Origin of the sequence: Streptomyces sp. NRRL F-525 (assembly GCF_000716605.1) — a bacterium.
GTDB lineage: Bacteria > Actinomycetota > Actinomycetes > Streptomycetales > Streptomycetaceae > Streptomyces.
Genome location: NZ_JNXE01000005.1, coordinates 315694 through 330228, shown reverse-complemented (window position 1 = coordinate 330228; position 14535 = coordinate 315694). Strand labels below are relative to the sequence as shown.

17 protein-coding genes are annotated in these 14535 nt (G+C 70.5%); 10 read left to right on the top strand and 7 right to left on the bottom strand.

Going from position 1 to position 14535, the window contains the following annotated elements:
- Positions 1-69 precede the first annotated feature (69 nt).
- Positions 70-474 carry a hypothetical protein gene (locus OO69_RS10615; protein WP_033280218.1) on the bottom strand — a complete coding sequence of 135 codons (405 nt, stop codon included), beginning with the start codon at positions 472-474 and terminating at the stop codon, positions 70-72.
- A 127-nt stretch (positions 475-601) separates the two neighbouring features.
- Here OO69_RS10615 and OO69_RS10610 point away from each other — a divergent pair, with 127 nt between their 5' ends.
- Positions 602-1249 carry a uridine kinase family protein gene (locus OO69_RS10610; protein WP_078652368.1) on the top strand — a complete coding sequence of 216 codons (648 nt, stop codon included), beginning with the start codon at positions 602-604 and terminating at the stop codon, positions 1247-1249.
- A 177-nt stretch (positions 1250-1426) separates the two neighbouring features.
- Here the strand turns inward: OO69_RS10610 and OO69_RS10605 are convergent, their stop codons facing one another.
- Positions 1427-2164, bottom strand: a complete 738-nt coding sequence (locus tag OO69_RS10605) for a SigE family RNA polymerase sigma factor (RefSeq protein WP_033280217.1) — start codon at positions 2162-2164, stop codon at positions 1427-1429.
- 277 nt (positions 2165-2441) lie between these two features.
- Here OO69_RS10605 and afsQ1 point away from each other — a divergent pair, with 277 nt between their 5' ends.
- The 5 genes from afsQ1 (at position 2442) to OO69_RS10580 (ending at position 6310) form a co-directional block, all read left to right on the top strand.
- The gene (gene afsQ1, locus OO69_RS10600; RefSeq protein WP_033280216.1) at positions 2442-3119 is read left to right on the top strand and encodes a two-component system response regulator AfsQ1; all 678 of its coding nucleotides are present in this window, start codon (positions 2442-2444) and stop codon (positions 3117-3119) included.
- Positions 3116-4702 carry an ATP-binding protein gene (locus OO69_RS10595; protein ID WP_033280215.1) on the top strand — a complete coding sequence of 529 codons (1587 nt, stop codon included), beginning with the start codon at positions 3116-3118 and terminating at the stop codon, positions 4700-4702. The genes afsQ1 and OO69_RS10595 overlap by 4 nt, the downstream gene beginning before the upstream one ends.
- On the top strand, positions 4699-5343 hold the full coding sequence (locus tag OO69_RS10590) for a hypothetical protein (RefSeq protein WP_078652367.1): 645 nt from the start codon (positions 4699-4701) through the stop codon (positions 5341-5343). Before OO69_RS10595 ends, OO69_RS10590 begins: the two co-directional genes overlap by 4 nt.
- A gap of 117 nt (positions 5344-5460) precedes the next feature.
- On the top strand, positions 5461-6012 hold the full coding sequence (locus OO69_RS10585; protein ID WP_033280214.1) for a VanZ family protein: 552 nt from the start codon (positions 5461-5463) through the stop codon (positions 6010-6012).
- Between the two features lie 94 nt (positions 6013-6106).
- On the top strand, positions 6107-6310 hold the full coding sequence (locus tag OO69_RS10580) for a PspC domain-containing protein (RefSeq protein WP_033280213.1): 204 nt from the start codon (positions 6107-6109) through the stop codon (positions 6308-6310).
- Between the two features lie 82 nt (positions 6311-6392).
- Here the strand turns inward: OO69_RS10580 and OO69_RS10575 are convergent, their stop codons facing one another.
- Together OO69_RS10575 and OO69_RS10570 are read right to left on the bottom strand one after the other, a co-directional pair.
- Positions 6393-6752 carry a hypothetical protein gene (locus OO69_RS10575; protein WP_033280212.1) on the bottom strand — a complete coding sequence of 120 codons (360 nt, stop codon included), beginning with the start codon at positions 6750-6752 and terminating at the stop codon, positions 6393-6395.
- Positions 6753-6892: 140 nt separating this feature from the next.
- On the bottom strand, positions 6893-8050 hold the full coding sequence (locus OO69_RS10570; RefSeq protein ID WP_033280211.1) for an adenosine deaminase: 1158 nt from the start codon (positions 8048-8050) through the stop codon (positions 6893-6895).
- Between the two features lie 113 nt (positions 8051-8163).
- Between OO69_RS10570 and OO69_RS10565 the strand changes: the two genes are divergently transcribed.
- Both OO69_RS10565 and OO69_RS10560 read left to right on the top strand, forming a co-directional pair.
- Positions 8164-8928, top strand: a complete 765-nt coding sequence (locus OO69_RS10565) for a prolyl oligopeptidase family serine peptidase (protein WP_033280210.1) — start codon at positions 8164-8166, stop codon at positions 8926-8928.
- A gap of 175 nt (positions 8929-9103) precedes the next feature.
- Positions 9104-9481, top strand: a complete 378-nt coding sequence (locus OO69_RS10560; RefSeq protein WP_033280209.1) for a nuclear transport factor 2 family protein — start codon at positions 9104-9106, stop codon at positions 9479-9481.
- Between the two features lie 90 nt (positions 9482-9571).
- On the opposite strand, the gene OO69_RS10555 is transcribed toward OO69_RS10560, so the two are convergent.
- Both OO69_RS10555 and OO69_RS10550 read right to left on the bottom strand, forming a co-directional pair.
- Positions 9572-10666 (bottom strand): MerR family transcriptional regulator, encoded by a 1095-nt coding sequence (locus OO69_RS10555; RefSeq protein ID WP_078652366.1) that lies wholly within the window; start codon positions 10664-10666, stop codon positions 9572-9574.
- Between the two features lie 92 nt (positions 10667-10758).
- On the bottom strand, positions 10759-11712 hold the full coding sequence (locus tag OO69_RS10550) for a LysR family transcriptional regulator (RefSeq protein WP_033280208.1): 954 nt from the start codon (positions 11710-11712) through the stop codon (positions 10759-10761).
- A 63-nt stretch (positions 11713-11775) separates the two neighbouring features.
- Here OO69_RS10550 and OO69_RS10545 point away from each other — a divergent pair, with 63 nt between their 5' ends.
- On the top strand, positions 11776-13059 hold the full coding sequence (locus OO69_RS10545) for an MFS transporter (protein WP_033280207.1): 1284 nt from the start codon (positions 11776-11778) through the stop codon (positions 13057-13059).
- Between the two features lie 139 nt (positions 13060-13198).
- The gene (locus OO69_RS10540) at positions 13199-14215 is read left to right on the top strand and encodes a sigma-70 family RNA polymerase sigma factor (RefSeq protein WP_033280290.1); all 1017 of its coding nucleotides are present in this window, start codon (positions 13199-13201) and stop codon (positions 14213-14215) included.
- Here the strand turns inward: OO69_RS10540 and OO69_RS50070 are convergent.
- Positions 14099-14491, bottom strand: a complete 393-nt coding sequence (locus OO69_RS50070; protein WP_158713370.1) for an STAS domain-containing protein — start codon at positions 14489-14491, stop codon at positions 14099-14101. The two genes, OO69_RS10540 and OO69_RS50070, sit on opposite strands and share 117 nt — an antisense overlap.
- Between the last annotated feature and the right edge of the window lie 44 nt (positions 14492-14535).

The window sequence follows — 14535 nt, the reverse complement described above, 5'->3', positions numbered from 1 at the left end:
GCGCGACCAGCCACGACGGGCCGACACCCGGCAACGAAACCGCAGTTCCCCACCCCTCCCCCGCAATCCTCAACCCCCCAACAGCCCCGTCACCTGCCCAACAACCGGCATACTCCCGATCGACTGAGCCTCGGCAACCGGCCCCGTCAACGCCCGCGAGGCAAGCGGCTGAAAGTCAGCGAGCTGGGTCGCGACCCCGTTGTCGAGCGGGTCAACTCCCGTACCCGCAAGGGGGTTCGGCTTGAGACCCGCAACCGGCCCGGTGACATACCCGACCGTGCCGGCGACCGCGCCAAGCCCCGCCGCAGGGTCGACCTTGCCGAGCGACGTGGGCCGGGTCCGCACCACGTCACCCACCGGCGAGGTGTCCGCGGCGGCCGACGCCGCGCCCGCGCCGAGGGCGACTCCGGCGGTCGCGAGGGCGACGAGGGCGCGCTGGGCGGTCGAATGCTGGGGGGACGTGTGTCGTGCCATTGCTGGTGCCACCTTCTGGTGCGCAGGGTAATCAGGTCAGCACGAAGGGTAGTTGACGTGTGATGCGCGTTCCACTGGCGACCCGCGGGGTCGGCAGGACGTACGGAATGCGTCAAACTGGTGTCCCGTGAGCATCCTTTCCCCGTCACCGGCCCGTGTCGTGCTGCTGTGCGGCCCCTCGGGTTCCGGCAAGTCCCTCGTCTCCGCCCGGTCCGGCCTGCCCGTGCTGCGGCTCGACGACTTCTACAAAGAGGGCGACGACCCGACACTGCCGCTGGTGGCGGGGAGTTCGGACATCGACTGGGACCACCCCGACTCCTGGGACGCGGACGTGGCGGTCGCCGCGATCGTCGAGCTGTGCCGCACGGGCCGTACGGACGTGCCGGTCTACGACATCTCGCTCAGCGCCCGCACGGGCACGGAGGCCGTCGACGTCGGCCGGACCCCGTTGTTCATAGCGGAGGGCATCTTCGCCGCCGAGGTCATCACCCGGTGCCAGGAGCTGGGCGTCCTCGCGGACGCGCTGTGCCTGAGCCGCGGCCCGATGCGCACCTTCCGGCGCCGTTTCCTGCGGGATCTGCGGGAGGGCCGTAAGTCCGTGCCGTTCCTGCTGCGGCGCGGCTGGCGGCTGATGCGGCTGGAGCGGTCGATCGTGGCCCGGCAGACCGGACTCGGCGCGTACGCCTGCGACAAGGACGAGGCGCTGGGCAGGCTGGCCGCGGCGGCGGTGGGCCGGCGCCCGGCACGGACGACTCCGGCGGCCTCTCCCTCGTAGGACATGAAAAAGCGGGACTGGACGGACCCCCCGGCCCTCCAGTCCCGCTCTCCCTTTTTCCCCCGTGGTACTTCCCCCGTGTTTCCCCCCATGGTCCCCGTGACCCCGTCGGCACCCCCCGGTACCGATCCCCCGTGGTCCCCCCGGACCTCCCCCGTTACCCATTCCCCCCAACCCTCAGGCGACAAGCTCCCCGAAGGCGTCCTCCTCGTCACGGCCGAAGCTGAGGACCTCGTCCTCGCGCATGCGGCGCAAAGAGCGCCAGATGCTGGACTTCACCGTGCCGACACTGATGTCGAGGATCTCCGCGATCTCCGGGTCCGTGCGGCCCTCGTAGTAGCGGAGGACCAGCATGGTGCGCTGGAGTTCCGGCAGCCGGGACAGCGCCTGCCACAGGACCGCGCGCAGTTCCGTGCCGCGCATCGCGTCCGTGTCGCCGGGCGTCTCCGGCAGTTCCTCGGTCGGGTACTCGTTCAGCTTGCGGCGGCGCCACGCGCTGATGTGCAGGTTCGTCATGGTGCGGCGGAGGTAGCCCCCGACCGCGGCCTTGTCGCTGATCCGGTCCCATGCCTTGTACGTCGAGAACAGCGCGCTCTGCAGCAGGTCCTCGGCCTCGAAGCGGTCGCCGGTCAGGTGGTACGCGGTGGCGTACAGGGAGGCGCGGCGCTCCTGGACGTAGGCGGTGAACTCCGCCTCCGACAGCGAGCGACGCTCCCCCGTGTCCTCCCTGTACGCGCTTCCCCCGTGCGCTTCCCCCGTGTGCGCGTCAACCACCGTCATGTAACCGGTGTGCTGACGCCCGACGCTGCGAGCGCACCCCCGCCCGTTCACAGCGCCGGACTTCTCGGAACCCCGGGTGACGTCGTGCAGACGCGTGATGACTGCGTTGTTGCTGGTGCTGTGCAGCGTGTTCATCTCGCGCCCCCCGTAGTGGACTTGCCCGGTGTTCGGATGTTCCGGCTCGGTTCCTCGTGGTTCCTTGCCTGTGCCGAAAATCCTGCCGGGGTCACTTCATGGACGTGTCCCCCGACTGTCACAGACCTGTCACAGGGGTCGGTCTCTGGAGCCGGCCTCAGAAAACGGACAGTCCGGTCACAGAAAAGGGCGCTAGGGGTGCGCACACCTGCCTACAAGGGCTACGTACACGTACAGGTGTCGAAACCGCAGCCCACCATGGGCCAGAATGAGCCCCGTGCCTTCCCTGTTGCTGATCGAGGACGACGACGCCATCCGGACGGCCCTGGAGCTCTCGCTGACGCGCCAGGGACACCGGGTAGCCACCGCTGCCAGCGGCGAGGACGGTCTGAAGCTGTTGCGTGAGCAGCGGCCGGACCTGATCGTGCTGGATGTGATGCTGCCCGGCATCGACGGTTTCGAGGTGTGCCGTCGTATCCGGCGCACGGACCAGCTGCCGATCATTCTGCTCACCGCGCGCAGCGACGACATCGACATCGTGGTCGGACTGGAGTCCGGCGCCGACGACTACGTGGTCAAACCCGTGCAGGGGCGCGTGCTCGACGCCCGGATCCGGGCCGTGCTGCGGCGCGGTGAGCGAGAAGCCAACGACGCGGCCACGTTCGGCTCGTTGGTGATCGACCGCGCCGCGATGACCGTCACGAAGAACGGCGAGGACCTCCAACTCACGCCCACCGAGCTGCGGTTGCTCCTGGAGCTGAGCCGGCGGCCCGGACAGGCCCTGTCCCGGCAGCAGTTGCTGCGGCTGGTGTGGGAGCACGACTACCTCGGTGACTCGCGGCTGGTGGACGCCTGTGTCCAGCGGCTGCGCGCCAAGGTCGAGGACATCCCGTCGTCCCCGACCCTCATCCGTACCGTGCGCGGCGTCGGCTACCGCCTGGACTCGCCTCAGTGACCGACGCACCAGGGGGGATCCGCGGCTGGCGCCCGGGTCGTAAGGGAGTTCTGTGGCGGCTGCGGTTCACCAGCCTGCGCCTCAGGCTGGTCGTGGTCTTCGGCCTGGTCGCGCTGACGGCCGCCGTCTCCGCGTCCGGCATCGCGTACTGGCTCAACCGCGAGGCGGTCCTCACCCGCGCCCAGGACGCCGTCCTGCGCGACTTCCGCCAGGAGATGCAGAACCGCGCGGGCGCCCTGCCCGTGCACCCCACCCAGGACGAACTGATGCGCACGGCGGGCCAGATGGCCAACAGCAGCCAGCGCTTCAGCGTCCTGCTCGTCGGCGAGGACGCCAACGACAAGACGGTCTACGGCAACTCCGGCGGCCTGAACGGCTTTTCGCTGGAGGACGTGCCCAAGTCGCTGCGGACGGCGGTGAACAAGCAGCAGTCGGTGTCCGACGGCAACAAGGAGCCGTACCACCTGTACTGGCAGCGGGTCACCGAGCACGGCACGCCGTATCTGGTGGCCGGGACGCGGATGATCGGCGGCGGGCCGACCGGCTACATGCTCAAGTCCCTCGAGCCGGAGGCCAAGGACCTCAACTCCCTTGCCTGGTCGCTGGGTATCGCCACCGGGCTCGCGCTGATCGGTTCCGCGCTGCTCGCGCAGGCCGCCGCGACGACCGTCCTCAAGCCCGTGCACCGGCTCGGCATCGCCGCGCGCCGGCTCGGCGAGGGCAAGCTCGACACCCGGCTGCGGGTCTCCGGAACCGATGAACTCGCCGAACTGTCACGGACGTTCAACCAGACCGCCGAGGCGCTGGAGAAGCGGGTCGCCGACATGGCCGCCCGGGACGACGCCTCGCGCCGGTTCGTCGCCGACATGTCGCACGAGCTGCGTACGCCATTGACCGCGATCACGGCGGTGGTTGAGGTCCTGGAGGAGGAACTCGACGCCGAGACCGGCAGCGTGGACCCGATGATCGAGCCCGCCGTACGCCTCGTCGTCAGCGAGACCAAGCGGCTCGGCGACCTCGTCGAGAACCTGATGGAGGTCACCCGTTTCGACGCGGGCACCGCCCGCCTCGTCCTGGACGACGTCGACCTCGCCGACCAGATCACCGCGTGCATCGACGCCCGCGCCTGGCTGGACGCCGTGGACCTGGACGCCGAGCGGGGAATCCACTCCCGGCTCGACCCGCGCCGCCTCGACGTCATCCTCGCCAACCTCATCGGCAACGCCCTCAAGCACGGCGGCTCTCCGGTCCGGGTCTCGGTCCGCCTGGAGGACGACGACCTCGTCATCGCGGTCCGCGACCACGGCCCCGGCATCCCCGAGGACGTCCTGCCGCACGTCTTCGACCGCTTCTACAAGGCGAGCGCCTCCCGGCCGCGCTCCGAGGGCAGCGGCCTCGGCCTCTCCATCGCCCTGGAGAACGCCCACATCCACGGCGGCGAGATCACCGCCGCCAACTCCCCCGACGGCGGCGCGGTGTTCACCCTGCGGCTGCCCCGGGACGCCTCCACGCTCACGGAGGACCCGGAGACCGACAAGGGCGAGGGCGACGGCTCGGACGGCTCCGAGGGGAACGCGTCATGACCGTACGACAGTTGATGGCCCGGCCCCGCGAACGTGCCCTGGCGGTACGGCCGTTGCTGGCGCTCCCGCTGCTGGGCCTGCTGCTCGCCGGGTGCGGGATCCGGGCTACCGAGGTGCCGACCGACTTCGGGGCGGCGCCGTCCCGGGTGCCGTGCACGCTCACCGAGCCGGACGTGTCACCGCAGGCCGCGCGCGGGGTGCCCGTGCAGGTGTTCCTGCTGTGCGGGTCGTCGCTGGTGACCGTCGACCGGGCCGTACAGGTGCCGGACGGCACGGCGGACGTGCTGCGGCGCGTGATCGTCGCCCAGGGGCTCCTGGACCAGCTCGCGGAGTCGCCCTCGTCGGGCGAGAAGGACGCCGGGTACACGACCGACGTGCGCGGCGGCATGACGGTGAGCGGGCCGCGGGCGAAGGATCCCAAGGACGCGCTGCGGCTCAGCAATTCACCGGCCGACCTCACGTCGTACGCGCTCGCCCAGATCGTCTGCACGTTCTCCGACTCGGCCGCGGCCGAGGGCGACGGCTCCGTGATCCTCGGCGGCCCGGACGGCTCGCCGCTGCGCCGTTACGAGTGCACGGACGACGTCCGCTCCGATCCGGGCACCAAGGCGCCGCCGTCCAGCGAGGTGACGGGCGGCTGAAGCCGCGTGCGCCCCGGGGGTGAACGAGGCGCGAAAAGGGGCGTGTGGCGCAGGCCTCACCCTGGTGCGTGGCACCTACCCGGAACCGATCGTGCCGGACAGGGCGTCTTGTGGGGCGTGCAGCGTCAAGGCTCCATCGGCGGCAGCGCCGCGATTCGCATCCGTGTGGCAGGAGGTGTCCTCCTCGTCGCACATCTCGTGCTCGTCGCCTGGGTCACGCTGCGCCCCCGGGACGTCCCCTGGGTGATGCCCCCGAACCTGCACCCGCTGGCCAGCATCAGAGCCGACCTGGCCATGGGCTGGCCCGAGGCGTCGAAGCGGATCGGCGAGGGCCTCGCCCTGCTGGCCCCCCTGGGCGTCCTGCTCCCGATGGTCAGCGGCCGGCTCCATGTCTCCCCGCTCGCGTCCTTCATCCGTACGGTCGCGGCGGGCGCCCTGATCTCCCTGGGCATCGAACTCCTGCAGACCGGAGTACCGGGCCAGGTGGTCGACATCGACTCCCTGCTGATGAACACGGTGGGCGTCGCCCTCGCCCACGCCGCGATCGTCCCGGCGGCCCGCGCCTGGCTACGCCGCAGGACCGAGAGCCTGCAGCCTCTGACCGTCCTCCAGGAGGAACCGACTCAGGGACGGACCCCGACGATTCCCAGGGTCGGCATCGCACCGTAGAGCGACGCGGGGCGGACGGCGGCTCCGTACGGTTGAAGACAGATGAGGCAGCCGCAGGGGAGGCCTCGGAGAGACGCTCACGAAGGAGCCCGCCATGACCGCCATTGCCCGCCCCACCCAAGGCCGCATGATCGGCGGAGTGTGCGCAGCGCTGGCGCGGCGCTTCGGTACCTCCGCGACCACGATGCGGGTGATCTTCCTGGTCTCCTGCCTGCTGCCCGGCCCGCAGTTCCTGCTCTACATCGCGCTGTGGATCCTGTTCCCGGCGGAGGACAAGGTGCGCACCGAGGCCTGGTGACACCCGGACCCCGGCGCACGTACGCCGATGGGGCGCACCCTCGTCCAGGGTGCGCCCCATCGGCGCGTTCAGGGGGCGGGGCTCAGCCCAGCGGGATGCCGTTCACCGGCAGGCCGTGGGTGGGCAGGCCCGTCTGCGACAGGGGCAGGCCGCCCAGCAGTCCGGCGACGGGCGCGGTGGGACCGTCGGACAGCACCTTCTCGGCGGCCGGCTGCACGGCGGACAGACCACCGGCGAGCGCGGGCTGCGCCTGGCTCAGCGCCTGGCCGGCACCCGGCAGCGCCTTGGCGACGTTCTCCGCGGGCAGCGTGTGGGTCACGGTGCCCAGCGCCTGGGTGGCGTCCGGAAGCGCCGGAGCCGCGCTCGCGGCGCCCGCGCCTACAGCGGCGAAAGCGGCACCGAGGGCGGCGACACCGAGGGTCTTGGCAGCAGACTGCTTCATGGTGAATGCGTCCTTGAATGGGATGACGGGGATGTGAGCGGTCCAAGACCGTAAACACGCGAAGGCGCCCGCCGCAAACATCGAAATGCGGACGGATTGTGAACACCCGCCCGCATTCCGGTCCCACCCCTCAACCCAGTTCAGCCCTCATCTGCCGCAGAACCGCTGGTGGAAGCGGTCTGCCGGAACAGCCATTCGGATTTCAGCTCGGCATATCCGGGCTTGATCACGTCATTGATCATGGCGAGTCGTTCATCGAAAGGAATGAATGCTGACTTCATAGCATTGACGGAGAACCACTGCATGTCGTCGAGCGAATAACCGAACGCCTCGACAAGGTGCTCGAATTCCTGGCTCATGCTGGTGTGGGACATGAGCCGGTTGTCGGTGTTGACCGTCGCCCGGAAGTGCAGCCGCCGCAGCAGCCCGATCGGGTGCTCGGCGTACGAGTCGACGGCCCCGGTCTGCAGGTTGGAGCTGGGGCACAGCTCCAACGGGATGCGCTTGTCGCGCACGTACGACGCGAGGCGGCCCAGCTCGACCGAGCCGTCCTCCTTGACCTGGATGTCGTCGATGATGCGCACCCCGTGCCCGAGCCGGTCGGCACCGCACCACTGCAGCGCCTGCCAGATCGACGGCAGCCCGAAGGCCTCACCGGCGTGGATCGTGAAGTGGTTGTTCTCGCGCTTCAGATACTCGAAGGCGTCCAGGTGCCGGGTGGGCGGGAACCCGGCCTCCGCGCCCGCGATGTCGAAGCCGACGACGCCCAAGTCGCGGTAACGGTTGGCGAGTTCGGCGATCTCCAGGGAACGGGCCGCATGCCGCATCGCGGTGAGCAGCGCCCCGACACGGATCCGCCGACCGCTCTCCCGCGCGAGCGACTCCCCTTGCCGGAAGCCCTCGTTGACGGCCTCGACGACCTCTTCGAGGCTGAGCCCGCCGTCGAGGTGCTGCTCGGGCGCGTACCGCACCTCCGCGTAGACGACGCCGTCCTCGGCGAGATCCTCGGCGCACTCGCGGGCGACCCGGATCAGCGCGTCCCGGGTCTGCATCACGGCGACCGTGTGCGAGAACGTCTCCAAGTACCGCTCCAGCGAACCGGAGTCGGCGGCCTCGGCGAACCACACGCCGAGCTTGTCGGGGTCGCTCTCGGGGAGTCCGGTGTACCCGGCGTCGCGGGCGAGTTCGACGATCGTCCCCGGGCGGAGACCGCCGTCGAGGTGGTCGTGCAGCAGAACCTTCGGCGCCCGGCGGATCTGGTCCGGCGTCGGGGTGTTCGGGGTGCTCTGGCTCGTCATTTCCGCACTCTAACTCCTACGCGCGTAGATCGCCCGCTGTACGAATCCGTCGATACGTAACGGTGACCGCGCGGAAGGATGGCGTACACGCTCGCTTCTGACACTGTTCTGTCATGGCACAGCAAGCGACGCCGGTCAGGACGGCCCGGCTGGGGAGAGCGCTCGGTCCCGAACCGACCTCGGTGAGCGGCGTGGTGCTGCTGCTCCCCGGTGGCGAGGAGGTGTCCAGCCGTAGGCCCTCCCCCATGTTGGCGACGGCCTCCGTACGGACGTTGGGCCGCCGGCTGGCCCGCGCGGGCGCGGCCGACGGGCTGGCGGCGCATGTCGTCCACTACCGCTGCCGCGGCTGGAACGGCAGCGAGGCGTCTCTCGCGCACGACGCGGCGTGGGCGGTGGAGGAGGTCGTACGGCGGTACGGGGACGTGCCGGTCTGTCTCACCGGGATCGACATGGGCGCCCGCGCGGCGTTGCGCTCCGCGGGGCACGAGGCGGTGAACTCCGTGGTCGCGCTGGCTCCTTGGCTGCCGGAACAGGATGTCGCCGCGCCACCCGAACCGGTGAAGCAGCTGGCGGGGCGGCGGGTGTTGATCGTGCACGGCACGAACGACGAACGAACCGATCCCGAACTGTCGTTCCGGTTGGCGGCCCGGGCGAAGAAGGCGAACCGGGACATCTGCCGGTTCGAAGTCCACTCCGACGGGCACGGGTTGCATCAGCACCGGCAGGAAGTGCACGCGCTGACCGAGGACTTCGCGATGGGGGCGTTGTTCGGGCGGGCGTTCTCGCGTCCCGTCGAGGACGCGTTGATGGCTCCGCCGCCGTTGGGGTTGAGGATGCCGTTGGCCGCGGGGTTCGGGCGGTCGCTTCGTAAGGGGTGAGGGGTCGTTGCGGGGTGCGGGGGCGGTGGGGGCGGGTCGCGCGCACGCGGTGAACTGACCGCGTGAGCCCGCACGGCTTGACCTCAACTGGTGCTGTGACCGGGATGGTTCACCGTGGTCGGGAGACGGCTCACGGGACGAGCGCGGTCCGCGAGGCGACTGGTATTACTGGTGCATGCAGGAAGAGACCGCGCGGTCCGCGATCGACACGTTCATCTCCGCGTTCAACGCCTCGGACGACAGCTATGTGACTGCGCTGCTCTCCCAGGCCCTGACCTCGGACGTGGTCTTCTGGGGACCGTTGGGCCGCAGTGAGGGGATCGAGGCGGTCGAGCGGTTCGTGCTGGACATCCGGCGCCACCCCGCGGGGACCGGCACGATGGTGCGCTGTTCGGCGGTGGACATGCCGGACGAGTGGGCCCGGTACCAGTGGGTCTTCACGACGCCGGACGGAGGCCCCCGCCTGGCGGGAACGGACATCGTCCATCTGCGGCGGAGCCTCATCGACCAGGTCATCGTCTTCGCGGGGGAGATCGAGCCGTCCGCCTCCTGAGTCGTTCTCCTACGGCGCCGTCCGCGGGTACGCGACGAGTTTGCGCAGCCGACCGCTGCCCCTCCTGGTCGGCCGGTCCGCGCGCACGGATCAATTCTCCAGGCGGACAGGCATCAGCATCGAAAAGGTGCCCTCGGTGTCGGGCCGGCGGATCGCCAGGGGTGCCGTGGCGGCGCCGAACTCCAGGATCAGTTGGTCCCGGGCCCCGGCGGCGAGGGCGTGCAGCAGGAACTCGCGGTTGACGGCGATGTCGCCCTGGCCGTCGTCACCGTCGTCGCCGTCTTCACAGACGCGGACCGTGCCGTCGCCCGTCACCTTGAGCACGCTGAGGTCACAGGGCACGCCGTCCTGCTCGCGCACCTCGCTGACGCGGACGGAGCCGGTTTCCACCGCCGCCCGGAAAGCCGGGACATCGACGAGGGCACGGTTCCCGGCCGGCAGGCGGACGAGGCGACGGTAGTCAGGAAAGTCGTGGTGGGGACACTGACCGGCCGCCTGACGGTCCCCTGCCTCCAAGGCCACGCGGTCACCGTCCACGGTGAGTTGGACGGACGCGTCGTCACTCAGCAGCGCTCGCATCGCGTCGGCGAGCGGGGACGGCACGACGACCTGCACACGGGGCCCGCCGTGCCCGGTGGTACCGGCTTGCGCGACTGCCATCCGGTACCGGTCGGTGGCCACGACGTGGAGCGTCTCGCCCTCGATGTCGAACAGGACACCGCCGAGCATCGGCAGCTCCGGGTCGGTACTGGCGGCGAAGCGGACCGCGTCCAGCGCCGCGGCCAACTCAGGCGCGGGGACGGCCAGTCGGACGGTGGTGTCGGTGCGGGGCAAGGCCATGGGATTCTCCCTGGATTCGAGTAGCGCTCGGACCATGGAGAACTCGACGCGGGCATCGGACAGCCCCAGTTCAAGACGGCGCAGATGCGCCTGAAGCAGCTTCCGGACCAGGTCGGTGTCCGCACTGGACCAGCCGGCCAGCACCAGCCGGATGTCCGCCAACGCCATACCGGCCCGCCGCAACCGGGCCAGCAACCGGGCCTCTTCGAGCTGCTCGGGGCCGTACCAGCGATAACCGCTCACCGGATCCACCCAGGCCGGGACCAGCACGCCGGCACCGTCGTAGAACCGCAGGGCGCTCACGCTCAGTCCACTGTCCCGAGCCATCTCACCAATGCTGCGCATCTCGCTCTCCACACCCGGAACCCTGGGCCCTCCACCAAGTCGAGGGTCAACCCCCGAAGGACGTCCGGAGCCGACCACTGAGGGGAACACCCTCACGTTGGGAGCAAGTTGCCCCTTTTTGACATGAGGAACTGCTTGAAGGCCGCCACCGGAGGTGTGTCGGGGTGGCCGTCCAGCCACGCGACGCCGATCTCCCTCACCGCCCTCGGAGCTGTGACCGTCAGTTCCGCAACTCCCGGGCGGGGTACGGCCGGTGGGGGCAGGAGGGCGACCCCCAGGCCCGCCGCCACCAGGCCCCGTAGGGTCTCGGCCTCCTCCCCCTCGAAGGCGATTCGCGGGCGGAAGCCGGCCTCCTTGCAGACGTCGTCCGTGATGCGGCGCAAGCCGTAGCCCGGTTCCAACGTCACGAAGGTCTCGTCGGCCGCTTCCGCGAGGCGGACGCGTTTGCGGGTGGCCAGGCGGTGGTCGGCCGGGACGACGAGGCGGAGTTTCTGTTCGTCGAGGCGGCGGGCGATCAGGTCGGGGGCGTCAGGTACCGGGGAGGTCAGGCAGAGGTCCAACTCCCCTGCCCGTAGGCGCTCCAGCATGGCCTCGCCGTAGTTCTGGACGAGGCTGAAGCGGACGCGGGGGTGGTCGGCCCGGAAGGCTCGGATGAGGCCGGGGACGGTTTCCGAGCCGAGGGTGTGGAGGAAGCCGAAGGCGACCTTGCCGGTGGTGGGGTCGGCGTCGGCGCGGACCTCGTCGGCGGCCTTCTCGATCTCGGCGAGGGCGCGGTCGACCGAGGTGAGGAAGGTGCGGCCGGCGGGGGTCAACGACACCGTGCGGCCTCGGCGGGCGAACAGGTCCACGCCCAGGTCCTGTTCGAGGCGGACCATCGCCCGCGACAGGGTGGACTGCGGGACCTGCATCTCCTGCGCGGCCCGGGTGACGTGTTCGGTGCGGGCGACGCCGGCGAAGTACGCGAGGCGGGGCGCGAGCAGCGCGACGATGTCTTCTGTGTCACCGGACGGTGACAGCCGGGCCTGTGAGCTGTACTGATGCACCATGGGAACGATTATGGCGTTTCCGTGCATTGGACGGATGAGCGGGCGCGTACGTAGCGTCGAAGCATGCCTTCCGCCGATACCGGGGCGTCCACGGTCGTGGCCGCCAGCCTCCCTGTCCCCGACTCCGAGTCCGACTCACGGCTGACGCCGGGTGGTCCCGGCTATCGCCGTATGAGCTTCGCGCTGTTCCTCGCGGGCGTGGCGACCTTCGCGCTCCTCTACTCCACGCAGGCGCTGCTGCCGCTGATCTCCTCCGGTTTCGCGGTGTCGGCGAGTGCGGCGAGCTGGACGGTGGCGGCGGCCACGGGTGGGCTCGCGTTGTTCGTGCTGCCGATGAGCGCGCTGTCGGAACGTTTTGGACGTCGTACGGTCATGACGGCGTCGTTGGTGGTCGCGGTGAGCATCGGGGTCGTGGTGCCGTTCGCGCCGTCGCTGGGGGCGTTGGTGGCGTTGCGGTTCCTCCAGGGTGCCGCGCTGGCGGGGTTGCCGGCCTCGGCGACGGCGTATCTGGCGGAGGAGGTCCGGCCGAAGGCGCTGGTCACGGCGATCGGCCTGTTCGTGGCGGGCAACAGCGTCGGCGGGATGAGCGGCCGGGTCATCACCGGGTGGGTCGCGCAGGAGTGGGGCTGGCGGGTCGCGGTCGGGGTGATCGGCGTGATCGCGGTCGGCTGCGCGGTCGCCTTCCGGCTGCTGCTCCCCGCCCCTCGGCACTTCACGCCGGGTTCGCTGCGCCCGCGCGTCCTGGCCCGCACGGTCCGCGACCACCTCGCGAACCCGCTGCTGTGCCGGCTGTACGCGATCGGCGCCCTGTTCATGACGGTCTTCGGCGGCGTCTACACGGTCATCGGCTACCGCCTCACCGAGGCCCCCTTCTCCCTCCCCCAGGGCCTCATCGGCTCGATCTTCCTCGTGTACCTGGTGGGGACGGTATCGGCGTCCACGGCGGGCCGGCTGGTGGGCCGACTGGGGCGCCGGGGAGCCTTGTACCTGGCGGGCGGTACGACGGCGGCGGGTCTGCTGGTCTCCCTCGCCGATTCACTCCCCCTGGTGCTGCTCGGCCTGGTCCTCATCACGGCCGGCTTCTTCGCGGGGCACGCGGTCGCGTCCTCGTCGGTCAGCAAGACGGCCACGACGGGGCGTGCGCAGGCGTCGGCTCTGTACCAGTCCGCGTACTACATCGGCTCCAGCACCGGCAGCACGGTCGGCGCGATGGCGTTCCACGCGGGGGGCTGGGCCGGGACGGTGGGGGTCGGGTTGCTGGCGGTGGCCGGTGTCGTGACGATCACTGTGCTCGGGTCGCGGGCTGCGCGGGTTGAGCGGCGGGGGGTTGAGGCGGCGGCTGTGTGAGGGGCGGGGGCTCACCAATACCGGGCGACCTGTAATCGCGCTGACCTGCGCGTTCGTCCAGTCCTCGCGCCATTGTCAGTGGGCTGCGCTACGTTGCGGGGTAAGGGAAGAACGGCCACAGGGGTGGGTGGGCGAGACCATGAGTGACAGCGTTGTTACGACGACGGACCTCGACGTCAGGCTGGAGAAGCACCGCGTCGAGCTGACCGGGTACTGCTACCGCATGCTCGGCTCCTCCTTCGAGGCCGAGGACGCGGTGCAGGACACGATGGTCCGCGCCTGGCGGAACTACGAGAAGTTCGAGGGCCGGTCGAGCCTGCGGTCCTGGCTGTACCGGATCGCCACGAACGTCTGCCTGGACATGCTGTCCGCCGGCAACAAGCGGGCGCGGCCCGTCGACCTCAGCGACTCCACCCCGCTCGCGCAGGCCGCGCTGTCGCCCCGCGCGGACAACACCTGGCTCGAACCGATACCGGACGCGCGCGTGCTGCCGACCGTCGCAGACCCCGCGGAGGCGGCCGTGGCCAAGGAATCCGTACGGCTCGCGTTCATGGCCGCCCTGCAGCAACTCCCGCCCAAGCAAAGGGCGGTGCTGATCCTCCGCGAGGTGCTGGCCTGGCGGGCCAACGAGGTGGCCGAGCTCCTCGACACCTCCGTCGCGTCGGTCAACAGCGCTTTGCAGCGGGCCCGGGCGACCCTCGCCGAGCGGGACGACAAGGCGGCCGACGCCGCCGTCTCGGACCCGCTCGACGAGGAGCAGCGCAAGCTCCTCGAGCGCTACGTCGCCGCCTTCGAGGGCTACGACATGGCCGCGCTCACCGCGCTGCTGCACGAGGACGCCATCATGACGATGCCGCCGTTCGACCTGTGGCTGACCGGCCACGACGACATCACGGGCTTCATGACGACGATCGGTTCCGCCTGCGAGGGCTCCCGCCTGATCCCGGTGCAGGTGAACGGCCTGCCGGGCTTCGCCCAGTACAAGCCGGACCCGGACACCGGCGGCTTCAGCCCCTGGGCGGTCCAGATCCTGGAGATCTCAGACGGCGGGCTCACCGGGTTCCACTTCTTCCTGGACACCAAGCGCTGGTTCCCGCTGTTCGACCTGCCCCTCCACCTCGAAGCGGAGTCCGACGAGGTCGAGGAGGGCGCGTAGCGCGGGGGCGGGGTCGCGCAGTCTGATCCGGCCGCCCCCGGTCCGCCGGGCGGTGAGGTGCAGCCGGGCCAGGAGGTCGACGGTACCGAGCCCCGGTGGTCCTGGTCCCACGATCTCGACCAGGACCACACCGGCACCGGGCGTCGCCTCCAGCAGCGCCCGTACCTCGGCGCACAGCCCCGCCACCTCGTCACGGGTGACGGGGCGGGCCGGCACGAGTACAGCGGGTGTCTTGGCGTCCACGATCGGTAGACCGGGTGGGCGGTCGTAACTCATCGGGGGCGACCGCCTAGGTTTGCTGTATGCCCCACGGATCAGCC